The sequence below is a fragment of the Billgrantia sp. C5P2 genome (assembly GCF_051062895.2).
The window spans coordinates 1,993,937-2,013,601 of record NZ_CM128542.1; the positions used below are offsets into that span (position 1 = coordinate 1,993,937).

General features: G+C 64.1%; 15 protein-coding genes. 9 read left to right on the forward strand and 6 right to left on the reverse strand.

Annotated elements, in window-relative coordinates:
- The first annotated feature begins 3 nt into the window (after nucleotides 1-3).
- Nucleotides 4-333: a tryptophan synthase subunit beta like protein gene (locus ACRWQA_RS09145; protein WP_263580149.1), complete on the forward strand. Its 330-nt coding sequence runs from the start codon at nucleotides 4-6 to the stop codon at nucleotides 331-333.
- A 72-nt stretch (nucleotides 334-405) separates the two neighbouring features.
- Here the strand turns inward: ACRWQA_RS09145 and ACRWQA_RS09150 are convergent, their stop codons facing one another.
- The 5 genes from ACRWQA_RS09150 to ACRWQA_RS09170 all read right to left on the reverse strand — a co-directional run bounded on the left by ACRWQA_RS09150 (nucleotide 406) and on the right by ACRWQA_RS09170 (nucleotide 6,585).
- Nucleotides 406-2,331 carry an EAL domain-containing protein gene (locus tag ACRWQA_RS09150; protein ID WP_434228428.1) on the reverse strand — a complete coding sequence of 642 codons (1,926 nt, stop codon included), beginning with the start codon at nucleotides 2,329-2,331 and terminating at the stop codon, nucleotides 406-408.
- Between the two features lie 76 nt (nucleotides 2,332-2,407).
- Nucleotides 2,408-3,121, reverse strand: coding sequence for a transglutaminase-like cysteine peptidase (locus ACRWQA_RS09155; RefSeq protein ID WP_434228427.1), 714 nt, complete (start codon nucleotides 3,119-3,121; stop codon nucleotides 2,408-2,410).
- 145 nt (nucleotides 3,122-3,266) lie between these two features.
- On the reverse strand, nucleotides 3,267-4,442 hold the full coding sequence (locus ACRWQA_RS09160; protein WP_434228425.1) for a cation diffusion facilitator family transporter: 1,176 nt from the start codon (nucleotides 4,440-4,442) through the stop codon (nucleotides 3,267-3,269).
- Nucleotides 4,439-5,629, reverse strand: coding sequence for a 1-acyl-sn-glycerol-3-phosphate acyltransferase (locus ACRWQA_RS09165; RefSeq protein WP_263580145.1), 1,191 nt, complete (start codon nucleotides 5,627-5,629; stop codon nucleotides 4,439-4,441). The genes ACRWQA_RS09160 and ACRWQA_RS09165 overlap by 4 nt, the downstream gene beginning before the upstream one ends.
- Before the next feature lie 26 nt (nucleotides 5,630-5,655).
- Entirely contained in the window at nucleotides 5,656-6,585 is a 930-nt protein-coding gene (locus ACRWQA_RS09170) for a recombination-associated protein RdgC (protein WP_263580144.1), read from the reverse strand.
- A gap of 178 nt (nucleotides 6,586-6,763) precedes the next feature.
- Between ACRWQA_RS09170 and ACRWQA_RS09175 the strand changes: the two genes are divergently transcribed.
- From ACRWQA_RS09175 to rpsA, 7 genes are all read left to right on the forward strand, one after another.
- Nucleotides 6,764-7,192 (forward strand): acyl-CoA thioesterase, encoded by a 429-nt coding sequence (locus ACRWQA_RS09175; protein WP_434228424.1) that lies wholly within the window; start codon nucleotides 6,764-6,766, stop codon nucleotides 7,190-7,192.
- A gap of 359 nt (nucleotides 7,193-7,551) precedes the next feature.
- On the forward strand, nucleotides 7,552-10,284 hold the full coding sequence (gene gyrA, locus ACRWQA_RS09180; protein ID WP_434228423.1) for a DNA gyrase subunit A: 2,733 nt from the start codon (nucleotides 7,552-7,554) through the stop codon (nucleotides 10,282-10,284).
- Nucleotides 10,285-10,488: 204 nt separating this feature from the next.
- Nucleotides 10,489-11,574, forward strand: a complete 1,086-nt coding sequence (gene serC, locus ACRWQA_RS09185; RefSeq protein ID WP_434228421.1) for a 3-phosphoserine/phosphohydroxythreonine transaminase — start codon at nucleotides 10,489-10,491, stop codon at nucleotides 11,572-11,574.
- Nucleotides 11,575-11,577: 3 nt separating this feature from the next.
- The gene (gene pheA / locus ACRWQA_RS09190) at nucleotides 11,578-12,672 is read left to right on the forward strand and encodes a prephenate dehydratase (protein WP_434228419.1); all 1,095 of its coding nucleotides are present in this window, start codon (nucleotides 11,578-11,580) and stop codon (nucleotides 12,670-12,672) included.
- Between the two features lie 2 nt (nucleotides 12,673-12,674).
- Nucleotides 12,675-15,014 (forward strand): bifunctional prephenate dehydrogenase/3-phosphoshikimate 1-carboxyvinyltransferase, encoded by a 2,340-nt coding sequence (locus tag ACRWQA_RS09195; protein ID WP_434228418.1) that lies wholly within the window; start codon nucleotides 12,675-12,677, stop codon nucleotides 15,012-15,014.
- Nucleotides 15,011-15,700, forward strand: a complete 690-nt coding sequence (cmk, locus tag ACRWQA_RS09200) for a (d)CMP kinase (protein WP_434228416.1) — start codon at nucleotides 15,011-15,013, stop codon at nucleotides 15,698-15,700. The genes ACRWQA_RS09195 and cmk overlap by 4 nt, the downstream gene beginning before the upstream one ends.
- A 178-nt stretch (nucleotides 15,701-15,878) precedes the next feature.
- A complete protein-coding gene (gene rpsA / locus ACRWQA_RS09205; RefSeq protein ID WP_263580137.1) occupies nucleotides 15,879-17,555 on the forward strand; it encodes a 30S ribosomal protein S1 in 1,677 nt (558 codons plus the stop codon).
- 93 nt (nucleotides 17,556-17,648) lie between these two features.
- Here the strand turns inward: rpsA and rimO are convergent, their stop codons facing one another.
- Nucleotides 17,649-19,010 (reverse strand): 30S ribosomal protein S12 methylthiotransferase RimO, encoded by a 1,362-nt coding sequence (gene rimO, locus ACRWQA_RS09210; RefSeq protein WP_434228413.1) that lies wholly within the window; start codon nucleotides 19,008-19,010, stop codon nucleotides 17,649-17,651.
- 217 nt (nucleotides 19,011-19,227) lie between these two features.
- On the opposite strand from rimO, the gene ACRWQA_RS09215 reads away from it, so the two are divergent.
- Nucleotides 19,228-19,644, forward strand: a complete 417-nt coding sequence (locus ACRWQA_RS09215) for an SRPBCC family protein (protein WP_263580135.1) — start codon at nucleotides 19,228-19,230, stop codon at nucleotides 19,642-19,644.
- Nucleotides 19,645-19,665 lie beyond the last annotated feature (21 nt).

Here is a 19,665-nt window from a genome sequence, read left to right on the forward strand (position 1 = left end):
ACCATGTACATCAAGCGCAACGAATCGGGGCAGGTCGTGCAGGTGAGCCGTGAGGCGACAGCAGAGTGCCGTGAATTCGTGCCGCCGTCTTCACCCGAGCTGCAGAGCTTCGTCTCGGAAGATGGGGATGCCGAGAACCTGGCACTGTCGAAGTCCGACCTGGCCTTCGTGCGGGTACTCGAGGACGTGATCAACGTGCTGATGGACAAGGGTGTGATTAGCTTCACCGATCTGCCCGAGCCGGCCCAGCAGAAGCTGATGGAGCGTCAGTCGCTACGTAAGCGCAGGAACAGCGTGGGCCTGATGTCCGATGGTGACGATGGCATCATTTGACGCTTTGCATGGAAACGGCAAGATTGAAACGACGAGGCCGGCTTCTGCCGGCCTCGTCATGTCGCACAGTTGTCAGGCCCCGCTCTCGCCGCTGCCTTCTCGATGGCGTATCCCCGGTCCCGTGACCCCGTCCAGCCCCAGTTCGAAGAGGGTCTTTGCGGCTTCCTGGCTCTCGACACCTTCCGCAATGGCCATGATGCCAAGGGAGTGGGCCAGCGTAGCCATGCCGCGCAGCAGGCTCTGCTGATCGTTGCGGCTCTCGATCTCCTGACTCAGTGCACCTTCTATCTTCAAGAAGCTCAATCCCAGGTCCTGCAGCCCTTCGATTTTGCCGAACTGGGTGCCGACATGCTCCAGGCCAACCCGGCAGCCTAGTCCCAGCAGGGCATGGCAGAGCGTCTTCAGCGCCTGGGGTTGCTGTATGGCAGCGGACTGCGGCAGTTCGAACCACAGCTTATCGGCAATGCTTTGGTGCGCCCGTACGCGGGAGAGCAGCTCGCCGACGAAGTGGCCATCGTTGAGCGAATCGGGAGAAAGGTTGATCGCCACCGCTTTACCGCTAGTCTCCACATCAGAAATTGCAGCCGTAATTGCGGCCAGATCGAGCGAGGGCGCCATGGCCAGGCGCGATACCCAGGGCAGGAACACGCCCGCTGGGCGCCATTCGCCCTTCAGGCGCAGGCGCGAGGGCACCTCGTGGTGAATCAACTGGCCCTGCGCATCGAGTACGGGATAGTGGGCCAGGAATACGCCTTGTTCGAGGGCTTCCGTCAGCGCTTCGCGCCACTCGTCATGGTTCGTGAAGAGTACATTGCTGGCAGGCTGGTCGATGATTTCCTGGCTGTTTCCGCCGCGGGCTTCGGCGGCGGCCAGCGCACCGTCGAGACTGGCCAGCAATTGGGTGCGGCTCTCGCCCTGATGGTATTGGCATAGGGCGGAGGGCATAGCCACAACAGCCCCAAGCTCCTCGCCTAGGCTGTGCAGGCGCTCCGCCAGATCGTTTCCGAGTGCTTCAAGATCGTGATGACGTGGTAGGGTCAGGGCGAAATCGCTGCCGTTGAGGCGTCCCACCGTGCCGTATCCGTATAGGTTGGCCAACTGATCCAGGCGCCGAGCGACCCGAACCAGTAGCGTATCGGTTGCCGCATGTCCGAGCTGCTGGTTGAGCTCGGCCAGGCGCGCGACACGCACCAGGGCCAGGGTGCCGCTGGCATCGTCCTTCTCGCTTTTCAAGTGCGCCTGCAACTGGTCCAGGAAGGGCGTGCGGGTGAGCGTATCCGTCACAGGGTCGTGCTGCATGCGGCGCCGTAGCTGGTCGAGCTTGTCGCTCTCTTCGCCGAGCATCTGGCGCACGGCGTATGAGAGCTGGTTCATGGCCTGCACCACCTCACGCAGCTCCCGCGTACGCGGCTCGCTTGCCATCATGAAGCGGCGCTGGCCGATGGCCTGGGCCTGGCTGACCACGTTTCGCAGCGGGCGACGAATGGTACTGACGATCCAGCTTGCCAGCAGCAGGCTGACGACGCCGGCAAGGGCGAACCAGCCGGCCAGCTCCAGGGTGCTGCGCCATAGCGAGCGGTAGGCGAAGCTGTGCTGGCTTTCCAGTTCCAGGGTGCCGTACTGTTGCCAGCCGTCCTGTACCACCGCATGGCCCGCAGGCACGTCGAAACGAACCAGCTCGACGAACCAGGCAGGCACGTCGTCGACATGTTCGCCGGCGGTGCGCTGCTCGATGATTTCTCCCTCAGCGTCGCGCAGCTCGATGCGCTGATAGTGCCCGGTGTCGAACTGGGCGGCCAGCAGCAGCTCCAGGATGACGGGGTCCTTCTCCATCTGGCTCATCGACAGCGCCAAGGCATTGGCGTTGTCGTTGTTCTTGATCTCTATTTCCTGCTCGATGTAGTGACGGCTGCTGGTCACGCCGATGAGCAGGCTGCCGACGAAAGCCAACAGCAGCAGGGTCGTTATGGTCAGCCAGAGCTGCTTGATCAATGACATGTCTTCGTTCCCCCCGGGAATGAACGCCCTGGTTCGTTCCGTTGCGTCGATCGTTTCTTGTTGTGTGGCCGTATCATCAGATGAATCCTTGCTGCTGCATGCGTTCGATCACGTTGCGCCAGCGCGACAATCGTGCCACCGGATCGGCACGCGACTGGCTGGAGCTGCCGGCCCACAGGCCCTCGCTGTTGAAGCTGAATACCGGGTCAAGATCGGTACGCTGAGTGGCGGGGGTAATCGAAGGCACGAGGTTGTCGAGTATCTGGGGCACCGCCGTCGGCGTTTCGTAGTAGCCCAGCACCATATGGGCCTGCACGATCTGGCTGCGGCCAAGGCGGGCACGAACGTAGATCATGCGTAGTCGAGAGCCGGGTACGCCGAGCTCCTTGAGCGTCACGTACTTGGCGATCGAATAGTCCTCGCAATCGCCCTGGCGTTTGCCCATGGTTTCCAGCGGAGTGGCCCAGTAGTCCTCGGCGCCCCAGATCTGGACGTCCTCGAGCCAGCGCACCCGGCGATTGAAGAAATCATTGACCTCGCGCAGTTGAGTGTCGAGGCCGGCACCCTGCAGCCGGTCGAGCAGCGCGAACCACTCTTCGAGAATGGCGAGGCCCGAGCTGCCATACAGGCGCTGCATGCTGTCGCGCAATCGCGCGCGATCGATCCTTGCTTCGAGCGTCGCCGGCGAAAACCCCAACCCTGCGGCCAGCAAGAGCCCTCCCAGGCCGGCCAAGAAGCGGCGGCGGCTGGGCCTGGGGCTGAGTCCATGTGGGGTAGGGCGATGCGTCATCAAGCGCGCCGAAAGCGTGTTAAGGAATGTAAGCTATTCAGCGAGTATAGAGGAGCACGATGCCAGTACGATAGAGATGACGTTTCACGTACTGAATAGTGGAGCGCGGCTTAAGACTTGGCGGGCACAGGGCAGGCGAGACTGCCTAGCCCTTACCCGGCCCCTGCCACACTCGCAGCCTGCCCACCCAGGTCAGCTCCCGGGAGGCCCCGCGTAATTCGCGGGCGGCATCTTCCAGGCTCTGCTGGGGCGGTAATTCGTGCACGTAGACCGATACATCGATCTGTTCGGCGAGATAGTGCAGGTCGAGGGCAACGCGGTTCTGCCAGGCGCTGCAACCCTGCCATGCGGTTTCGAGCATGCCTTCCACATCCTGGCGCAGGGGGAGGCCGGGGCGCAGGCTGTGTTCGATCTGCTCGGAGTCGTCTTCGGGGTCGATATGGAAGGTGACGTCGGCCAGTTCGGGGTAGGCGTTGCGCAGCTTCCGGCTCACCGCATTGCCGATCTCATGCGCTTCGGAAACGGTCAGTCGCGGCGGCACCACGATGTGCAAGTCGAGTACCACATGGCTGCCCACCGAGCGGGTGCGCAGGTCGTGCACGCTGTCCACGCCGGGCACCGCCTCGGCAATGACCTTCATCTTCCCCTGGTCGCTTTCGGGCAGGGCGGTGTCGATCAGCTCGCGGCCGGATTCCCACAGCAGCCGCCAACCTACCTGGCCGACCATGACGCCGACGATGATGGCGGCCACGGCATCGACCCAGCCGGCGCCGAACTGGGCGGCCACCAGGCCGATCAGTACCACTCCGGTAGAGAGCGCATCCGAGCGTGAATGCCAGGCGTTGGCTTCCAGCAGCCGCGAGCGCACGCGCTTCGCCACGGCGAGGGTGTAACGGTAGATCCACTCCTTGGCGAGCAGGGAGCCCACGGCCACCGCGATGGCCCAACCGCCAGGGGCGGGAATCGGCTCGCCGGCCATCAGCCGGGTCAGGCTGGCCCAGGCAATACCGCCGGCGACGAAGATCAGCACACTGCCAAGCCAAAGGGTGGCGAGCGTCTCGATCCGGCCGTGGCCGTAAGGGTGATCGCTATCGGGTGCCTGGCGGCCGAAGTGGGTGGCCGCCAGCACGAAGGCATCGGTCACCAGATCGGAGAAGGAGTGGATGCCGTCGGCGATCAGGGCGGCGGAGCCGACCAGCATGCCGGTCACCAGCTTGAGCAGGCCAACCGCAAGATCGACCACGGCGCCGATCAGGGTGACCCGATGTGCCTCTCGCGTCTGGGCGCCGCGATCGGGTGGCCGGTGAGTGTGCGTGTTCACGATGACGTCAGGTCGTGGCCGGCGAGCTTCGCCGCCTTGTGACGCACGGGGTTGGCATACTGGGCCAGCCACCAGGGGCGCAGCTCGGCTGGCACCTCGTTCAGGCGCGCCTGGAAGCGTGCCCGGTCGACGTCGCTGACCTCGCTCATGTCCAGCAGCTCCGGGGCATCGCCCAGCGCCTCCAATGCCAGGTAGTGGCTGGGGAAGAGGTGATAGCCACCGACCACCTGGCGGTCGATCTCGTCGGCTACCGCCTCCGGGGTGTCGAAGCCGGTACCGAGTGGCTCGCCGAAGCGCAGCTCCACCCGCCCCTTGTGGCCGGTGATGCCGGCGACGATGGAGCTGATGTCCTCGAATTCGCTCTTCTCGTAGCGCCCCTCGCTATGGATGGCATGCAGTTCGCGTGCCTTCTGCAGATCGCAAGGGTCGTACTCATAGCTGATCGACACCGGCACCATGCGCAGCTCGGCGATGGCATCGCCGATGGGGGCGCTGCGGTCCTCCTGGCGCCTGGCCATGGTCAGCATCTTGATGATCGCCGTGTCGGTACGGTCGATGCCGTCCTTGGCGCGCCCTTCGCGCTGGGCCATCCAGATCGAGTGGTTGTCCTCGGTGATCGAATGGCGAATATAGCTCGAGAGATTCTGGTAGGCCGCCAGCATGGCGCGCTTGCCGCGCAGGGCACGTGGCACGATGAAGCTCTTGTTGAGCCGCATCAGGTCGGTCACGTAGGGCTTCTTGAGCAGATTGTCGCCGATGGCGATTCTCACCGTATCGCGCCCCGCCTGGTGCAATGCGTAGTTGACGAAGGCCGGATCCAAGGAGATATCGCGATGATTGCCGATGAACAGGTAGGCGGTGTCCGGATTCAGGTTCTCAAGCCCCTCGACGCGAAAATCGTCGGTGGAGGTGCGAATCATGCGCGCCATGTAGTGGGCCACGCGCATCTGGAAGTCCAGCACGCTGGCCACGTCGCGCGTTTCTCGGCGAATGGCATAGGAGGCCAGAGCTCGTGCCAGCCAGGGCAGCGTTCGGCTCAGTCGTGGCAGCCGGTAGCGGGTCAGGGCATCGAGAAGCTCCCGGTTGGTCGCCAGGTTCTCCAGCACTGCCGCTACCTCGTCGTCCCGATAGGGGCGGATGTCGGCCCAGGGATCCGTTGAGGTCATACCTGTCGCGGTGTTAGTCATCGGTGTGTCTTGGTTGCCGGGTTGGGTCATGCACTAGCCTGGGGAGCGGCATTGGCCTCACCGCCCAGCCAGGCAATCAATTGTTCGACTTCTTCGGCCAGGGCCTGGGCCATCAGCATGAAGTCGGCTTCGAGACGCACGATAGCATCGCCATCGTCCTCGATCTCGCCTGCTTCGTCGATCAGGGCATCACTGAATCGCAGCGACTTGAGCGTCAGGTCGTCGTGCAATACATAGGCGAGCCGGCCTTCGACCTCCACCGCCAGGCGGCTGGCCTGCCGGCCGGTGGCGAGCAGCTGCTGGATCTCGTCGCTGTCCAGGTCAACCTGACGGGCGCGCAGTACGCCGTCGTCGCCCTTGGCCTTGAGTTCGACCTGGTCGCCAAGCTGCAGCGAGGCGGGGCGAGAGTCCTCTTCGGCAAGCCACTGGGTCATGGCGCGCATGGGCAGGGTCTGGGTCGCCAGCGGCGTGACTTTCAGGCTGCCCAGGGTCTCGCGCAACAGGTCCAGTGCCTCCTCGGCGCGCTTGCGCGAACTGGTATTCACCGCGATCAGGTGGCGCCGCGTGTCCCACCACAGGTCGACCTTCTGGCTGCGGATGAAGGCGCGCGGCAGCAGCTCTTCGTAGATCTGCTCCTTGAGCTCCTGCTTTTCCTGTCGGCGCAGCTTGCGGCCCTCGCGGGCTTCGATCTCGGCGCCGCGCTCTTCCAGCTCCTCGCGTACCACGCCGGCGGGCAGCAGCCGTTCATGGCGCAGCATGGTCATCAAGCGTTGCCCCTGCAGCTCGTGCAGCAGTGCGGTGCCGGCGCGCCCGGCGGGCGGGCACCAGCCCACGCGCCTGGCCTCCTGGCTGCCGGGCGTGCGTGCCGCCTGCTCGGCCAAGGCGGCTTCCAGGTCGGCTGCGGGAATCTCCGCTGACCCGTGCAGGCGGTAAAGGTGCAAGTGCTTGAACCACATAGCGCATTTCCTGAGCGTAAAGGACGCATATTATGGCGAAGGGGACCCGTGGGTTCCAGTGGCAAAAGCTCGACCTGGCATAGTGGAAATTCAAACTGTTGTTTGAATTCGGCGCGATGACCGGCCTAGAATCGAGCGGGATCATCCCCTTGAGAGATTAAGAGAAGAGACAGCACCCATGGACAACCGCATTTCCCGCGTCACTCTGCGTGTACGTGGCTACCATCTGGATGGCTACGGGCACGTCAACAACGCCCGCTACCTGGAATTTCTCGAAGAAGGGCGTTGGGGCTACTTCGACGACCGCCCCGAGCTTGCCCGGCACTTCGCTTCCGGCAACCCGGCGCTGGTGGCGGTCAACCTCAACATCAACTATCGCCAGGCGGCGGTGGCAGGCGATGATCTCGAAGTGCTCACCCGTGTGGCAGAGCTCGGCAGTCGCAGTGCACGCATGTACCAGGAGATTCGCCGCATCGACGACGGCCAGCAGGTCACCGATGTCGATCTCACCTTCGTGCTGCTCGACGTGCGAGCTCAGCAGTCCATGGCCATCGAAGGGGAGATTCGTCAAGCCCTGGAGCCGTTGATCCTGCCTAAAGAAACATAAGCAACAACAATATCTCGCGGGCCATGATCTGCGCCTTTGCACGTTCCAGCACGCTGCCTTTGTGTTGTCGAAGTGGTATGATGGCAGGCTGTTAATGGCGCTCCGTATCAGGAGAAACGCTGCACGAAACGACGAGCGAGATGAAGCGCAAGGCGCCCGGAGCGCAGAACCGAGCATAGCGACAAGCATCCGTAGGATGACCCCGGAGGGGCGAGAAGCCGAAGGCTTCGAGTCAAACAGAGCATATGGGGTATATGTGAGGGTTCCGAGCACCGCGTAACGCAGCGATTCGCTCGCGCAGGCATTCGTGGAGTGTTTCTTGGCGCCAAATCGCTGTAGCGCAAAGGACTCGACGACCCATGGGTGACATCGCCAGAGAAATTCTGCCAGTCAACATCGAGGACGAACTGAAGCAGTCGTACCTCGACTACGCGATGAGCGTGATCATCGGCCGAGCACTGCCGGACGTGCGCGACGGCCTCAAGCCGGTGCACCGGCGCGTGCTGTTCGCCATGCACGAGCTCGGCAACGACTGGAACAAGCCCTACAAGAAGTCGGCCCGTGTGGTGGGCGACGTCATCGGTAAGTACCACCCCCATGGTGACAGTGCGGTCTACGACACCATCGTGCGCATGGCCCAGGATTTCTCCATGCGCCACGTGCTGGTCGACGGCCAGGGCAACTTCGGTTCCATCGACGGCGACAGTGCCGCGGCGATGCGTTACACCGAGGTGCGCATGGCCCGGCTCGCCCATGAGCTGCTGGCCGACCTCGACAAGGACACTGTCGACTGGGTCGACAACTACGACGGCACCGAGCGCATTCCCGACGTGCTGCCGACCAAGGTGCCCAACCTGCTGATCAACGGCTCCTCGGGTATTGCCGTGGGCATGGCCACCAACATTCCGCCGCACAACATGGCGGAAATCATCGATGGTTGCCTGGCGCTGATCGACGACTACACCCTGACCGTCGACGACCTGATGGAGTACATCTCCGGGCCCGACTTCCCCACGGCCGGCATCATCAACGGCCGCGCCGGCATCCTCGAGGCCTACCGTACCGGCCGCGGTCGCATCTACGTGCGTGCCCGCCACACCATCGAGCACGACGACAAGACCGGCCGCGACCACATCATCGTCACCGAACTGCCGTACCAGGTGAACAAGGCGCGGCTGATCGAGAAGATCGCCGAGCTGGTCAAGGACAAGAAGATCGAAGGCATCGCCGAGCTGCGCGACGAGTCCGACAAGGACGGCTTGCGCGTGGTCATCGAGGTCAAGCGCGGCGAATCCGGCGAAGTGGTGGTCAACAACCTCTTCGCCCAGACCCAGCTTCAGAACGTCTTCGGCATCAACATGGTCGCCATCGAGAACGGCCAGCCCAAGATCCTCAACCTCAAGGAGATCCTCGAGGCCTTCATTCGTCACCGCCGTGAAGTCGTCACCCGGCGCACCCTGTACGAGCTGAAGAAGGCCCGCGAGCGTGGGCACATCCTCGAAGGCTTGGCCGTTGCCATCTCCAACATCGACGAGGTGATCGAGCTGATCAAGGCCTCGCCGAGCGCCGCCGAGGCCAAGGAGAAGCTGCTCGACAAGGTATGGCCGCCCGGCCAGGTCACCGCCATGCTCGAGCGCGCCGGTGCCACCTCGTGCAAGCCCGAGGAACTGGAAGAGGGCTTCGGCCTCAATACCAGCGGCACCGAATACCGCCTCTCGCCGGCCCAGGCCCAGGCCATCCTCGAGCTGCGCCTGCATCGCCTGACCGGCCTCGAGACCGAGAAGCTGCTCGACGAGTACCTCGGCATCCTCGAGAAGATTGCCGAACTGATGGCGATCCTGGCCTCAAGCGAGCGCCTGCTCGAGGTGATCCGCGAGGAGCTCGCCGCGGTGCGCGACCAGTTCAGCGATCCGCGTCGTACCGAGATCCAGGCCAGCCACCTCGACCTCTCCATCGAGGACCTGATCGCCGAGGAAGACATGGTGGTCACGGTCTCGCGTACCGGCTACGCCAAGACCCAGCCGCTCTCAGACTACCAGGCCCAGCGCCGTGGCGGTCGCGGCAAGTCGGCCACCTCGATGAAGGACGAAGACGTCATCGAACACCTGCTGGTGGCCTCCACCCACGACACCGTACTGCTGTTCTCCAACAAGGGCAAGGTCTACTGGCTCAAGGTCTATGAGATGCCGGCCGCCAGCCGCGGCTCGCGCGGCAAGCCGCTGGTCAACCTGCTGCCGCTGGATGAAGGCGAGGCGATCAACGCCATCATGCCGGTGAAAGACTACAGCCCCGACTGCTACATCTTCTTTGCCACCGCCAAGGGCACGGTCAAGCGCACCAGCCTCGACCAGTTCTCGCGTCCGCGCAGCGTCGGTCTGATCGCCATCGACATCGAGGAAGACGATCGCCTGGTGGGCGCCGCCATCACCTCGGGCAATGACCACGTGATGCTGCTGTCGTCCAATGGCAAGGCGATCCGCTTCGAAGAGACCAACGTGCGTGCCATGGGCCGTACCGCCCGCGGTGTACGCGGCATGCGGCTGCTCGGTGGGGCCGAGGTGATCAGCCTGATCATCCCCCAGAGCCAGCAGATCGATGCCGACGCCGACAGCGAGACGGAAGCCGAAGAGGGCGCTGCGCTGGAGAACGGCAATGGCGGACAGATCTACATCCTCACCGCTTCCGAGAACGGCTACGGCAAGCGTACCCGGCTCGAGGAATTCCCGCTGCGCGGGCGCGGCGGCCAGGGCGTGATCGCCATGCAGACCAGCGAACGAAACGGCTCCCTGGTGGCGGCCATGCAGGTCTACTCGGCCGACGAGATGATGCTGATCACCGACCGCGGCACCCTGGTACGTACCCGTGTCGATGAAGTCTCGATCACCTCGCGCAACACCCAGGGCGTGATGCTGATCCGCCTGGGCAACGACGAGAAGCTGGTCAAGACCGTGCGCATCGACGAGCCGGAGGAGGTCGAGAGCGAAATCATCGAAGGGGAGGGTGAAGAGGCAGCTCCGTCCGATGGAGCGGATTCGCCGGAGCAGGGCGCGGATGAGAATGGCGCCACGGACGAGTTCCGGAACGACGAATAAAGGCTTGCCGCACCATGCCGAGCGATGAGCACCGGGGGCCAGTCGAAGCGAGGGTCTTTTGCCATGGATGGCAAAAGTAGCGCCCAGGGAGGGGTTCACAGCGCCCTCGCGCAGGCTGGTCGCCGGGATAGCTCATCGTCTGCTAGGGCGCTCACTTCGCCTAACGCATGGCTATGACATGAGAAGAACGGAACCACGACGCTGATGACACGCCACTATAATTTCTGCGCCGGTCCTGCGGCGCTGCCCACCGCGGTGCTGGAGCGCGCGCGGGAAGAGATGCTCGACTACCACGGCCGCGGGCTGTCGGTGATGGAGATGAGTCACCGCTCGCCCGAGTTCGTGGCCATCGCCGAGCAGGCCGAGGCCGACCTGCGCGAGCTGCTCGCCGTGCCGGCGAACTACAAGGTGCTGTTCCTGCAGGGCGGCGCCAGCCTGCAGTTCTCCATGGTGCCGATGAACCTGCTGGGGCAGGGCGGCACGGCCAATTTCTTGTACACCGGGATCTGGGGCAAGAAGGCGCTGGCGGAAGCCAAGCATCTTGGCTTTGCGGTCCACATGGCGGGTTCCAGTGAACCCAGCGGTCACAGCGAGGTGCCGGCCCAGGCGGACCTGGTGCTGTCCGATGACGCGGCCTACCTGCACTACACCGCCAACGAGACCATCGGTGGGCTCGAGTTCGACTACATTCCCGACGTCAGCGTGCCGCTGGTATGCGATTACAGCTCGAGCATCCTGTCCGAGCCGCTCGACGTGTCACGCTTCGGTGTGATCTACGCCGGGGCACAGAAGAATATCGGCCCCGCGGGCCTGACCCTGGTGCTGGTGCGCGACGACCTGCTCGAGCGGCGCTGCGAACGCATTCCCAGCCTGTTCGACTACCAGGCCGTGGCCGAAGCGGGCTCCATGGTCAACACCCCGCCCACCTATGCCTGGTACCTGGCGGGGCTCGTGTTCCAGTGGCTCAAGCACGACATTGGCGGGCTCGATGCCATGGCCACGCTCAATGCGCGCAAGGCGGCCAAGCTCTATGCGGCGATCGATGAAAGTGGCCTCTATTCCAACCCCATCGCGCCGCGTAACCGTTCACGCATGAACGTACCCTTCGTACTCGCCGACGATCGCCTCGACAAGCCGTTCCTGGCCGAGGCCGACGAGGCCGGGTTGCTCAACCTCAAGGGCCACCGCAGCGTTGGCGGCATGCGGGCGAGCCTCTACAACGCCGTGCCCGAAGCGGCCGTCGATGCGCTGATCGACTTCATGGCCGACTTCGAGCAACGCAGGGGATAAGCCATGACCGACGAAACCCCCACCAATCTCGACTCGCTGCGTGAGCGTATCGATTCGCTCGACAACGAGATCCTGCGGCTGATCAGCGCTCGCGCCGAGTGCGCCAAGCAGGTCGCCGAGGTCAAGACCCAGAGCGACCCCGGGGCCGTCTTCTACCGTCCCGAACGCGAGGCCCAGGTGCTGCGCCGCATCATGGAGCTCAACCCCGGGCCGCTCAACAGCGAGGAGATGGCGCGGCTGTTCCGCGAGATCATGTCCGCCTGCCTGGCCCTGGAGCAGCCGACCAAGGTGGCCTACCTCGGCCCCGAGGGCACCTTCACCCAGCAGGCCGCGCTCAAGCACTTCGGCGAGAGCGCGGTGAGCATGCCCATGGCCGCCATCGACGAAGTATTCCGTGAAGTGGAGGCGGGAGCGGTCAACTACGGCGTGGTGCCGGTGGAGAACTCAACCGAGGGCGTGGTCAGCCACACCCTGGACTCGTTCATGGACTCCTCGATCCGCATCTGCGGCGAGGTGGTACTGCGTATCCATCATCATCTGCTGGTGGCCGACACCACGCTGCGCGACAAGGTCTCGCGGGTCTACTCGCACCCGCAGTCGCTGGCGCAGTGTCGCAAGTGGCTCGACGCCCACTATCCCCGTGCCGAACGGGTGCCGGTCTCGTCCAACGCCGAGGCGGCGCGCATGATCAAGGGCGAATGGCACAGCGCCGCCATCGCCGGTGACATGGCGGCCAAGCTCTACGGCCTGGAGAAGGTGGCCGAGAAGATCGAGGACCGCCCCGACAACTCCACGCGCTTCCTGATCATCGGTAGCCAGCACGTGCCCATGTCCGGCGAGGACAAGACTTCCATCGTGGTGGCCATGCGCAACCAGCCCGGTGCGCTGCACGATCTGCTCGAGCCGTTTCATCGCCATAGCATCGATCTCACGCGCCTGGAGACGCGTCCCTCGCGCACCGGGGTGTGGAACTACGTCTTCTTCATCGATTTCAAGGGCCACGTGGACGAGCCCCGGGTCGCCGCCGTGCTCGAGGAAGTGCGCCTGCGTGCCTCCGAGGTCAAGGTGCTCGGTTCCTACCCAGTAGGTGTGCTGTAAGCGTGGTGGGCGGTACGACACCTCCGAGTGACGCGCGCATCCTCATCGTCGGCCTGGGGTTGATCGGCGGCTCGCTGGCAGCAGCACTGCGGGCCGCTGGCTATGGTGGCGACACTACCGGCGGCTTCGGGTCGGTTAAAATAGCCGGCGGCTTCGGGCCGGTTGAAATAGCCGCATGCGACCCGGACCCCAGCGAGATCGAGCGCGGCATCGAGATGGGCCTGATCGATCATGGCGACACCCGGCTCACACCGCTGGTGGAGGGCGCTACGCTGATCGTGCTGGCCGTGCCGGTACTGGCCATGCAGGGTGTGATGGCCGAACTCGCCGCGGCACTGCCGCGAGAGGCGCTGGAAGGCGAAGCCCCGCGGATAGTGATCACCGACGTAGGCAGCACCAAGGCCGCGGTGCGCGACTGCGCCCTGGCAGCTTTCGGTAGCCTGCCCGCCGGCCTGGTGCTGGGTCACCCCATCGCCGGTTCCGAGAAGAGCGGTGTGGCGGCGGCCGATCCTCGGCTCTACGTCAATCACAAGGTGATCCTCACCCCCAGCGCCGAGACCGCTTCCTCCGCCGTAGCCCGGGTTCGGGCACTGTGGCGTGCCTGTGGCGCCGAGGTGCTGGAGATGGAGGTCGACAGGCACGACCAGGTGCTGGCGCGTACCAGCCATTTGCCGCATCTGCTCGCCTTCTCGCTGGTGGATACCCTGGCGCGTCAGGACGAGCGGCTGGAAATCTTCCGCTACGCCGCCGGCGGTTTTCGCGACTTCACCCGCATTGCCGGCAGTGATCCGGTCATGTGGCGCGACATTTTCACCGCCAATCGCGATGCGGTGCTGGCCTCCCTCGACGACTTCGAGGCGGGGCTCGGCCGGTTGCGTCAGGCAGTGGAAGCGGGCGACGGCGATGCTATGCTCTCAATTTTCGACCGTGCCAGCCACGCACGGCACTATTTCGACTCTCTCCTGAACCAGACCAGTTATCAGGCGGAATACCAGATGCAAGAACAAGGCAAACTCACCTTCCGGGCCACGCCCGGTGGCCGTGTCGCCGGCCGCATCCGCGTGCCGGGCGACAAGTCGATCTCCCACCGCTCGATCATGCTCGGGGCGCTGGCCGAAGGCGTCACAGAAGTGAAGGGGTTCCTGGAAGGGGAGGACAGCCTCGCTACCCTGCAGGCGTTCCGCGAAATGGGCGTGGCCATCGAAGGGCCTCACCAGGGCCGGGTCACCGTGCACGGCGTGGGCATGCACGGGCTCAAGGCGCCTTCCGGGCCGCTCTACGTGGGCAACGCCGGTACCGCCATGCGCCTGTTCGCCGGATTGCTGGCGGGCCAGCGTTTCGACACCCAGCTCATCGGCGATGCCTCGCTGACCAAACGCCCCATGGGCCGCGTGGCCGATCCGCTGCGGCTGATGGGTGCCAAGATCGATACCGCCGATGGCGGGCGCCCGCCGCTCAATATCCACGGTGGCCAGAAGCTCCGTGGCATCAGCTACGACATGCCCATGGCCAGCGCCCAGGTGAAATCCTGCCTGCTGCTCGCCGGGCTCTATGCCGAAGGCGAGACCCGTGTGCGCGAGCCGGCGCCCACTCGCGACCACACCGAACGCATGCTGACCGGCTTCGGTTATGAGGTGCACCGCGAGGGCGATACCTGCTGGCTGCGCGGTGGTGGCAAGCTGACCGCCGCGCCCATCGACGTACCATCGGACATCTCCTCCGCCACCTTCTTCCTGGTGGCCGCGGCGATCACGCCGGGCTCCAACCTGATGCTCGAGCATGTCGGCATCAACCCCACGCGTATCGGCGTGATCAACATCCTCAAGCTGATGGGCGCCGACCTGCGCCTGACCAACGAGCACGAAGTGGGCGGCGAGCCGGTGGCCGACCTGCACATCCGCTATGCACCGCTCAAGGGCATCGACATCCCCGTCGATCAGGTGCCGCTGGCCATCGACGAATTCCCGGCACTGTTTATTGCCGCCGCCTGCGCCACAGGCACCACCCGCCTGCGCGGCGCCGAGGAGCTGCGGGTCAAGGAATCCGACCGCCTCCAGGCCATGGCCGATGGCCTGGCGACCCTGGGTGTCGAGCACACCTTGCGCGAGGATGGCATCGACATTATCGGTGCCGGCGATCGCGAAGTGGCCTACGGCGGCGGACGCATCGACAGCCTGGGCGACCATCGCATTGCCATGGCCTTCGTGGTGGCTTCGCTGCGCGCCGGCGAAGAGATCGTCATCGACGACTGCGCCAACGTCGCCACCTCCTTCCCCGGCTTCACGGAACTTGCCCGGGTGGTGGGTCTCAGGGTCCACGAGGAGAAAGAGGTGGGGGCATGAGCGAAGCGGCGAAGGTATTGACCCTCGACGGGCCCGGAGGCGCCGGCAAGGGCACCATCAGCCGCCTGGTCGCCGAGCGGTTGGGTTGGCACCTGCTCGACAGTGGTGCGCTCTATCGCCTGACGGCGCTGGCCGCCATGCGCCGCGGCCTGGTGCTGGATGACGAACCGGCGCTGGAGCGGGTGGCCGCCGAACTCGACGTGGTCTTCGTGGCCGAGGAGGACAAGACTCGTGTGCTGCTCGAAGGCGACGACGTCAGCCACGAAATCCGCACCGAGCAGGTAGGCGACGCCGCTTCCCAGGTCGCCGCGCTGAATGGCGTGCGCCAGGCGCTGCTGCAGCGCCAGCGAGACTTCAGGAAGCCCCCCGGGCTGGTGGCCGACGGGCGAGACATGGGCACCGTGGTCTTCCCCGATGCCGAACTCAAGGTGTTCCTCACGGCCAGCTCCGAAGAGCGTGCGCGCAGGCGCCACCTTCAGTTGCAGGAGGCGGGGGTGGATGCTAGTCTATCGAGTCTTTTGAAGGAAATTCAGGCACGCGACGCACGCGACATGCAGCGCAGCGTGGCTCCTCTCAAGCCGGCCATTGATGCCATAACGCTTGATACCACGAGCCTGAAGATACCGGAAGTGGTGGAACGGTTGACGGAGTGGCTCGCCGAGCGCGGCCTCGTCCCCGAGACTTGATCTCCCTTGCGGCGCCCTCGGACGGATGTCATGGCATGGTCGGGCAATTCACTCTTGCAAGCCCGGCCAGGTCCAACCAGCGCTAACATCGCCGGGGGTTTGGTAAATAAGGCCCGCACTCGCTGGTGGTGCGGAGAAGGCGGCAACGCCTCAACACCGTTGATCACGTAGGAAAATCATGAGCGAAAGCTTTGCTGAACTGTTTGAACAGTCACTGCAGGACATCAACATGGAGCCGGGCGCCATCGTCACGGCTACCGTCGTCGACATCGAGGGTGACTGGGTCACCGTCAATGCCGGCCTGAAGTCTGAAGGGCAGATTCCCGCGGCGCAGTTCCGCGACGATAACGGCGAACTCACCATCGCCGTTGGCGACGAAGTCAGCGTCGCCCTGGAAGCCGTCGAAGACGGTTTCGGCGAGACCCGTCTGTCTCGCGAGAAGGCCAAGCGCGCCGAAGCGTGGAAGATCCTGGAAGCGGCCTTCGAGAAAGAAGAAATCGTCAAGGGCGTGATCAACGGCAAGGTCAAGGGCGGCTTCACCGTCGACATCGACTCCATCCGTGCCTTCCTCCCGGGTTCCCTGGTCGACGTGCGTCCGGTGCGCGACACAACGCATCTCGAGCACAAGGAACTCGACTTCAAGGTCATCAAGCTCGACCCGAAGCGCAACAACGTCGTCGTTTCCCGCCGTGCCGTGCTCGAAGCCGAGAACAGCGCCGAGCGTGAGGCCCTGCTCGCCACCCTGCAGGAAGGCCAGCAGATCATTGGTATCGTCAAGAACCTGACCGACTACGGTGCCTTCGTCGACCTGGGCGGCGTCGATGGCCTGCTGCACATCACCGACATGGCCTGGAAGCGCATCAAGCATCCGAGCGAGATCGTGGCCGTGGGCGACGAGATCAACGTCAAGGTGCTCAAGTTCGACCGCGAGCGTAACCGCGTCTCCCTGGGCCTGAAGCAGCTGGGCGAAGATCCGTGGGTCAACATCAAGGACCGCTACCCCGAGGGTACCGTGGTTCCGGCTCGCGTCACCAACCTCACCGACTACGGCTGCTTCGCCGAGCTGGAAGAGGGTGTCGAAGGCCTGGTTCACGTCTCCGAGATGGATTGGACCAACAAGAACATCCACCCGTCCAAGGTCGTCAACATCGGCGACGAAGTGGATGTCATGATCCTCGACATCGACGAAGAGCGTCGTCGTATCTCCCTGGGTGTCAAGCAGTGCACGCCGAACCCGTGGGAAACCTTCAGCGCCCAGTACAACAAGGGCGACCGTGTGTCCGGTTCCATCAAGTCGATCACCGACTTCGGAATCTTCATCGGTCTGGAAGGCGGCATCGACGGCCTGGTTCACCTCTCCGACCTCTCCTGGTCCGAGACCGGCGAAGAAGCCGTGCGCCGCTTCAAGAAGGGCGACGAAGCCGAAGCCGTCATTCTCTCCATCGACCCGGAGCGTGAGCGCATTTCGCTTGGTATCAAGCAGCTCGACTCCGACCCGGTGGCCGAGTACCTGGCCGTCAACGACAAGGGCTCCATCGTCTCCGGCCGTGTGGTCGAAGTCGATGCCAAGGAAGCCCACGTCGAGTTGGCCACTGATGTCGTTGCCGTACTCAAGGCATCCGAGATCAGCGCCGACCGCGTCGAAGATGCGCGCAACGTGCTGAGCGAAGGCGACACCGTCGAAGCCCGCATCGTCAGCGTCGATCGCAAGAACCGCGCGATCAACCTGTCGATCAAGGCCAAGGACCAGGACGACACTCGTCAGAACCTGAAGAAGCTGCGCGAGCAGGAAGTCGAGACCGGTGGCCCGACCACCATCGGCGACCTCATCAAGCAGCAGATGGGTCAGGACTGATCGTCCTTCGGGCTCCGTTCGCGGAGCCCGAACCAGGCTTTACAGCCAAGAAAAACGCCACCCTAGGGTGGCGTTTTTGCGTCTGGCTATCGCTTATGCCGAGTAGAAGTCCATGAACTTCACCGGTTTCTCTTCTTCTATGACCTCTGCCCAGAGATCGTATTCATCGGCGTTGGTTACGCGTGCTCGGACGACATCTCCCGGGCGCACGGTGCGCTTGGCATCCAGGAACACCATGCCGTCGATCTCGGGGGCATCTGCTTCGCTGCGGCCGATCGGGCCTTCCTCGTCGACCTCGTCCACCAGCACTTCGATCTCGCGGCCGATCTTGCGTTCGAGTCGGGCGGCGGAGATCTGCTGCTGGTGAGCCATGAAGCGCTCCCAGCGCTCCTGCTTCACTTCATCCGGTACCGGCTCCAGGCCCAGCTCGTTGGCCGGCGCGCCCTCCACCGGAGAGTATTGGAAGCAGCCCACGCGGTCGAGCTGGGCTTCGCTCAGCCAGTCGAGCAGGTACTGGAAGTCCTCCTCGGTCTCGCCGGGGAAGCCGACGATGAAGGTCGAGCGGATGGTCAGTTCGGGGCACAGCTCGCGCCAGCGCTTGATGCGCGCCAGGGTCTTGTCCTCGAAGGCGGGGCGCTTCATCGCCTTGAGCACCTTGGGGCTGGCGTGCTGGAAGGGAATGTCCAGGTAGGGCAGGATCTTGCCCTCGGCCATCAGCGGGATCAGCTCGTCCACGTGAGGGTAGGGGTAGACGTAGTGCAGCCGCACGCGAATGCCCAACTCCGAGAGCGCCTCGCACAGCTCGGTAAGCCGTGTCCTGACCTCGCGGCCGCGCCATTCGCTGGGGGCGTAACGCAGGTCCACGCCATAGGCGCTGGTATCCTGGGAGATCACCAGGAGCTCCTTCACGCCGGCCTTGGCCAGCCCCTCGGCCTCGCGCAGCACATCGCCTACCGGGCGGCTCACCAGCTTGCCGCGCATGGAGGGAATGATGCAGAAGCTGCAGCTGTGGTTGCAGCCCTCGGAGATCTTCAGGTAGGCATAGTGGCGCGGAGTGAGCTTCACGCCTTGGGCCGGCACCAAGTCGAGGTGCGGGTCGTGCCGATGGTTGTGTGGCGCCGCCTCGTGCACGGCACCGACGACTCGTTCGTACTGCTGCGGGCCGGTCACCGCCAGCACGCTGGGGTGAACGTCGCGAATGGCGCCTTCGTCCACGCCCATGCAGCCGGTGACGATCACCTTGCCGTTCTCGGCGATGGCCTCGCCGATGGCATCCAGCGACTCGGCCTTGGCGCTGTCGATGAAGCCGCAGGTGTTGACCACCACCACGTCGGCGTCGTCATAGCTGGGCACGATCTCGTAGCCGTCGGTGCGCAGCTGGGTCAGGATACGCTCGGAATCCACCAGTGCCTTGGGGCAGCCTAGTGAGACGAAACCGACCTTGGGTGTGGGCATGTACTACCTCAGAGGAAAAATGTGGCGCTTCATCTCGCTCGGCTATTTGTTCGGAACTGTCGATATACTCAGAAAGTGTCGAATTGCTGAGCGCATCCGAACCAATGCCTGCGTAAGCGAAGATTAGCTATTCGCGTTAGCTATCGATCAGCAGGACGAGTAACCTGCGGAATGAAAGTGGAGCATTTTAGCGTCGTACAGCAGTATAGGGAACCGCATGGCCACGATCGAACACAGCGCAATTCTCAAGGCCCCGCCGGAGCGGGTATTTGCCCTGCTGGAACGGGTCGAGGACTTCGTCGACTACTCCGACCTGATCAAGGCGATCGAGCCGCTCGGCGGCGAACGCTATCGCTGGCATGTGCATGCCGTGGGCATGGACTGGACCTTCGAGGTGGCCATCACCGAGAACCGGCCACCCGAGATGCTGGCCTGGGAATCGGTGGATGGCGTTCACAACCAGGGCTGCTACCGGCTCAGCCCGGTGGAGGCGGGTACCGAAGTCCACTTCACGCTGACGTATGCCATACGCAACCGCCTGGTCGAAAAAGCCGTGACCAAGGCGGCCAAGCCGCTGGTGCACAAAGTCAGCCGACAGATTCTGGAGCGGGTGGAAGAGCGGCTCTGGCGGTAATAAAAAAGTTAGGCGCCTATC

Bases quoted from the DNA above. Each gene is read 5' to 3' on its own strand.
- ACRWQA_RS09145 (WP_263580149.1), top strand. From the start codon at position 4: ATGTACATCAAGCGCAACGAATCGGGGCAGGTCGTGCAGGTGAGCCGT.
- ACRWQA_RS09150 (WP_434228428.1), bottom strand. From the start codon at position 2,331: ATGTCATTGATCAAGCAGCTCTGGCTGACCATAACGACCCTGCTGCTG.
- ACRWQA_RS09155 (WP_434228427.1), bottom strand. From the start codon at position 3,121: ATGACGCATCGCCCTACCCCACATGGACTCAGCCCCAGGCCCAGCCGC.
- ACRWQA_RS09165 (WP_263580145.1), bottom strand. From the start codon at position 5,629: ATGACTAACACCGCGACAGGTATGACCTCAACGGATCCCTGGGCCGAC.
- ACRWQA_RS09170 (WP_263580144.1), bottom strand. From the start codon at position 6,585: ATGTGGTTCAAGCACTTGCACCTTTACCGCCTGCACGGGTCAGCGGAG.
- ACRWQA_RS09175 (WP_434228424.1), top strand. From the start codon at position 6,764: ATGGACAACCGCATTTCCCGCGTCACTCTGCGTGTACGTGGCTACCAT.
- gyrA (WP_434228423.1), top strand. From the start codon at position 7,552: ATGGGTGACATCGCCAGAGAAATTCTGCCAGTCAACATCGAGGACGAA.
- serC (WP_434228421.1), top strand. From the start codon at position 10,489: ATGACACGCCACTATAATTTCTGCGCCGGTCCTGCGGCGCTGCCCACC.
- pheA (WP_434228419.1), top strand. From the start codon at position 11,578: ATGACCGACGAAACCCCCACCAATCTCGACTCGCTGCGTGAGCGTATC.
- cmk (WP_434228416.1), top strand. From the start codon at position 15,011: ATGAGCGAAGCGGCGAAGGTATTGACCCTCGACGGGCCCGGAGGCGCC.
- rpsA (WP_263580137.1), top strand. From the start codon at position 15,879: ATGAGCGAAAGCTTTGCTGAACTGTTTGAACAGTCACTGCAGGACATC.
- rimO (WP_434228413.1), bottom strand. From the start codon at position 19,010: ATGCCCACACCCAAGGTCGGTTTCGTCTCACTAGGCTGCCCCAAGGCA.
- ACRWQA_RS09215 (WP_263580135.1), top strand. From the start codon at position 19,228: ATGGCCACGATCGAACACAGCGCAATTCTCAAGGCCCCGCCGGAGCGG.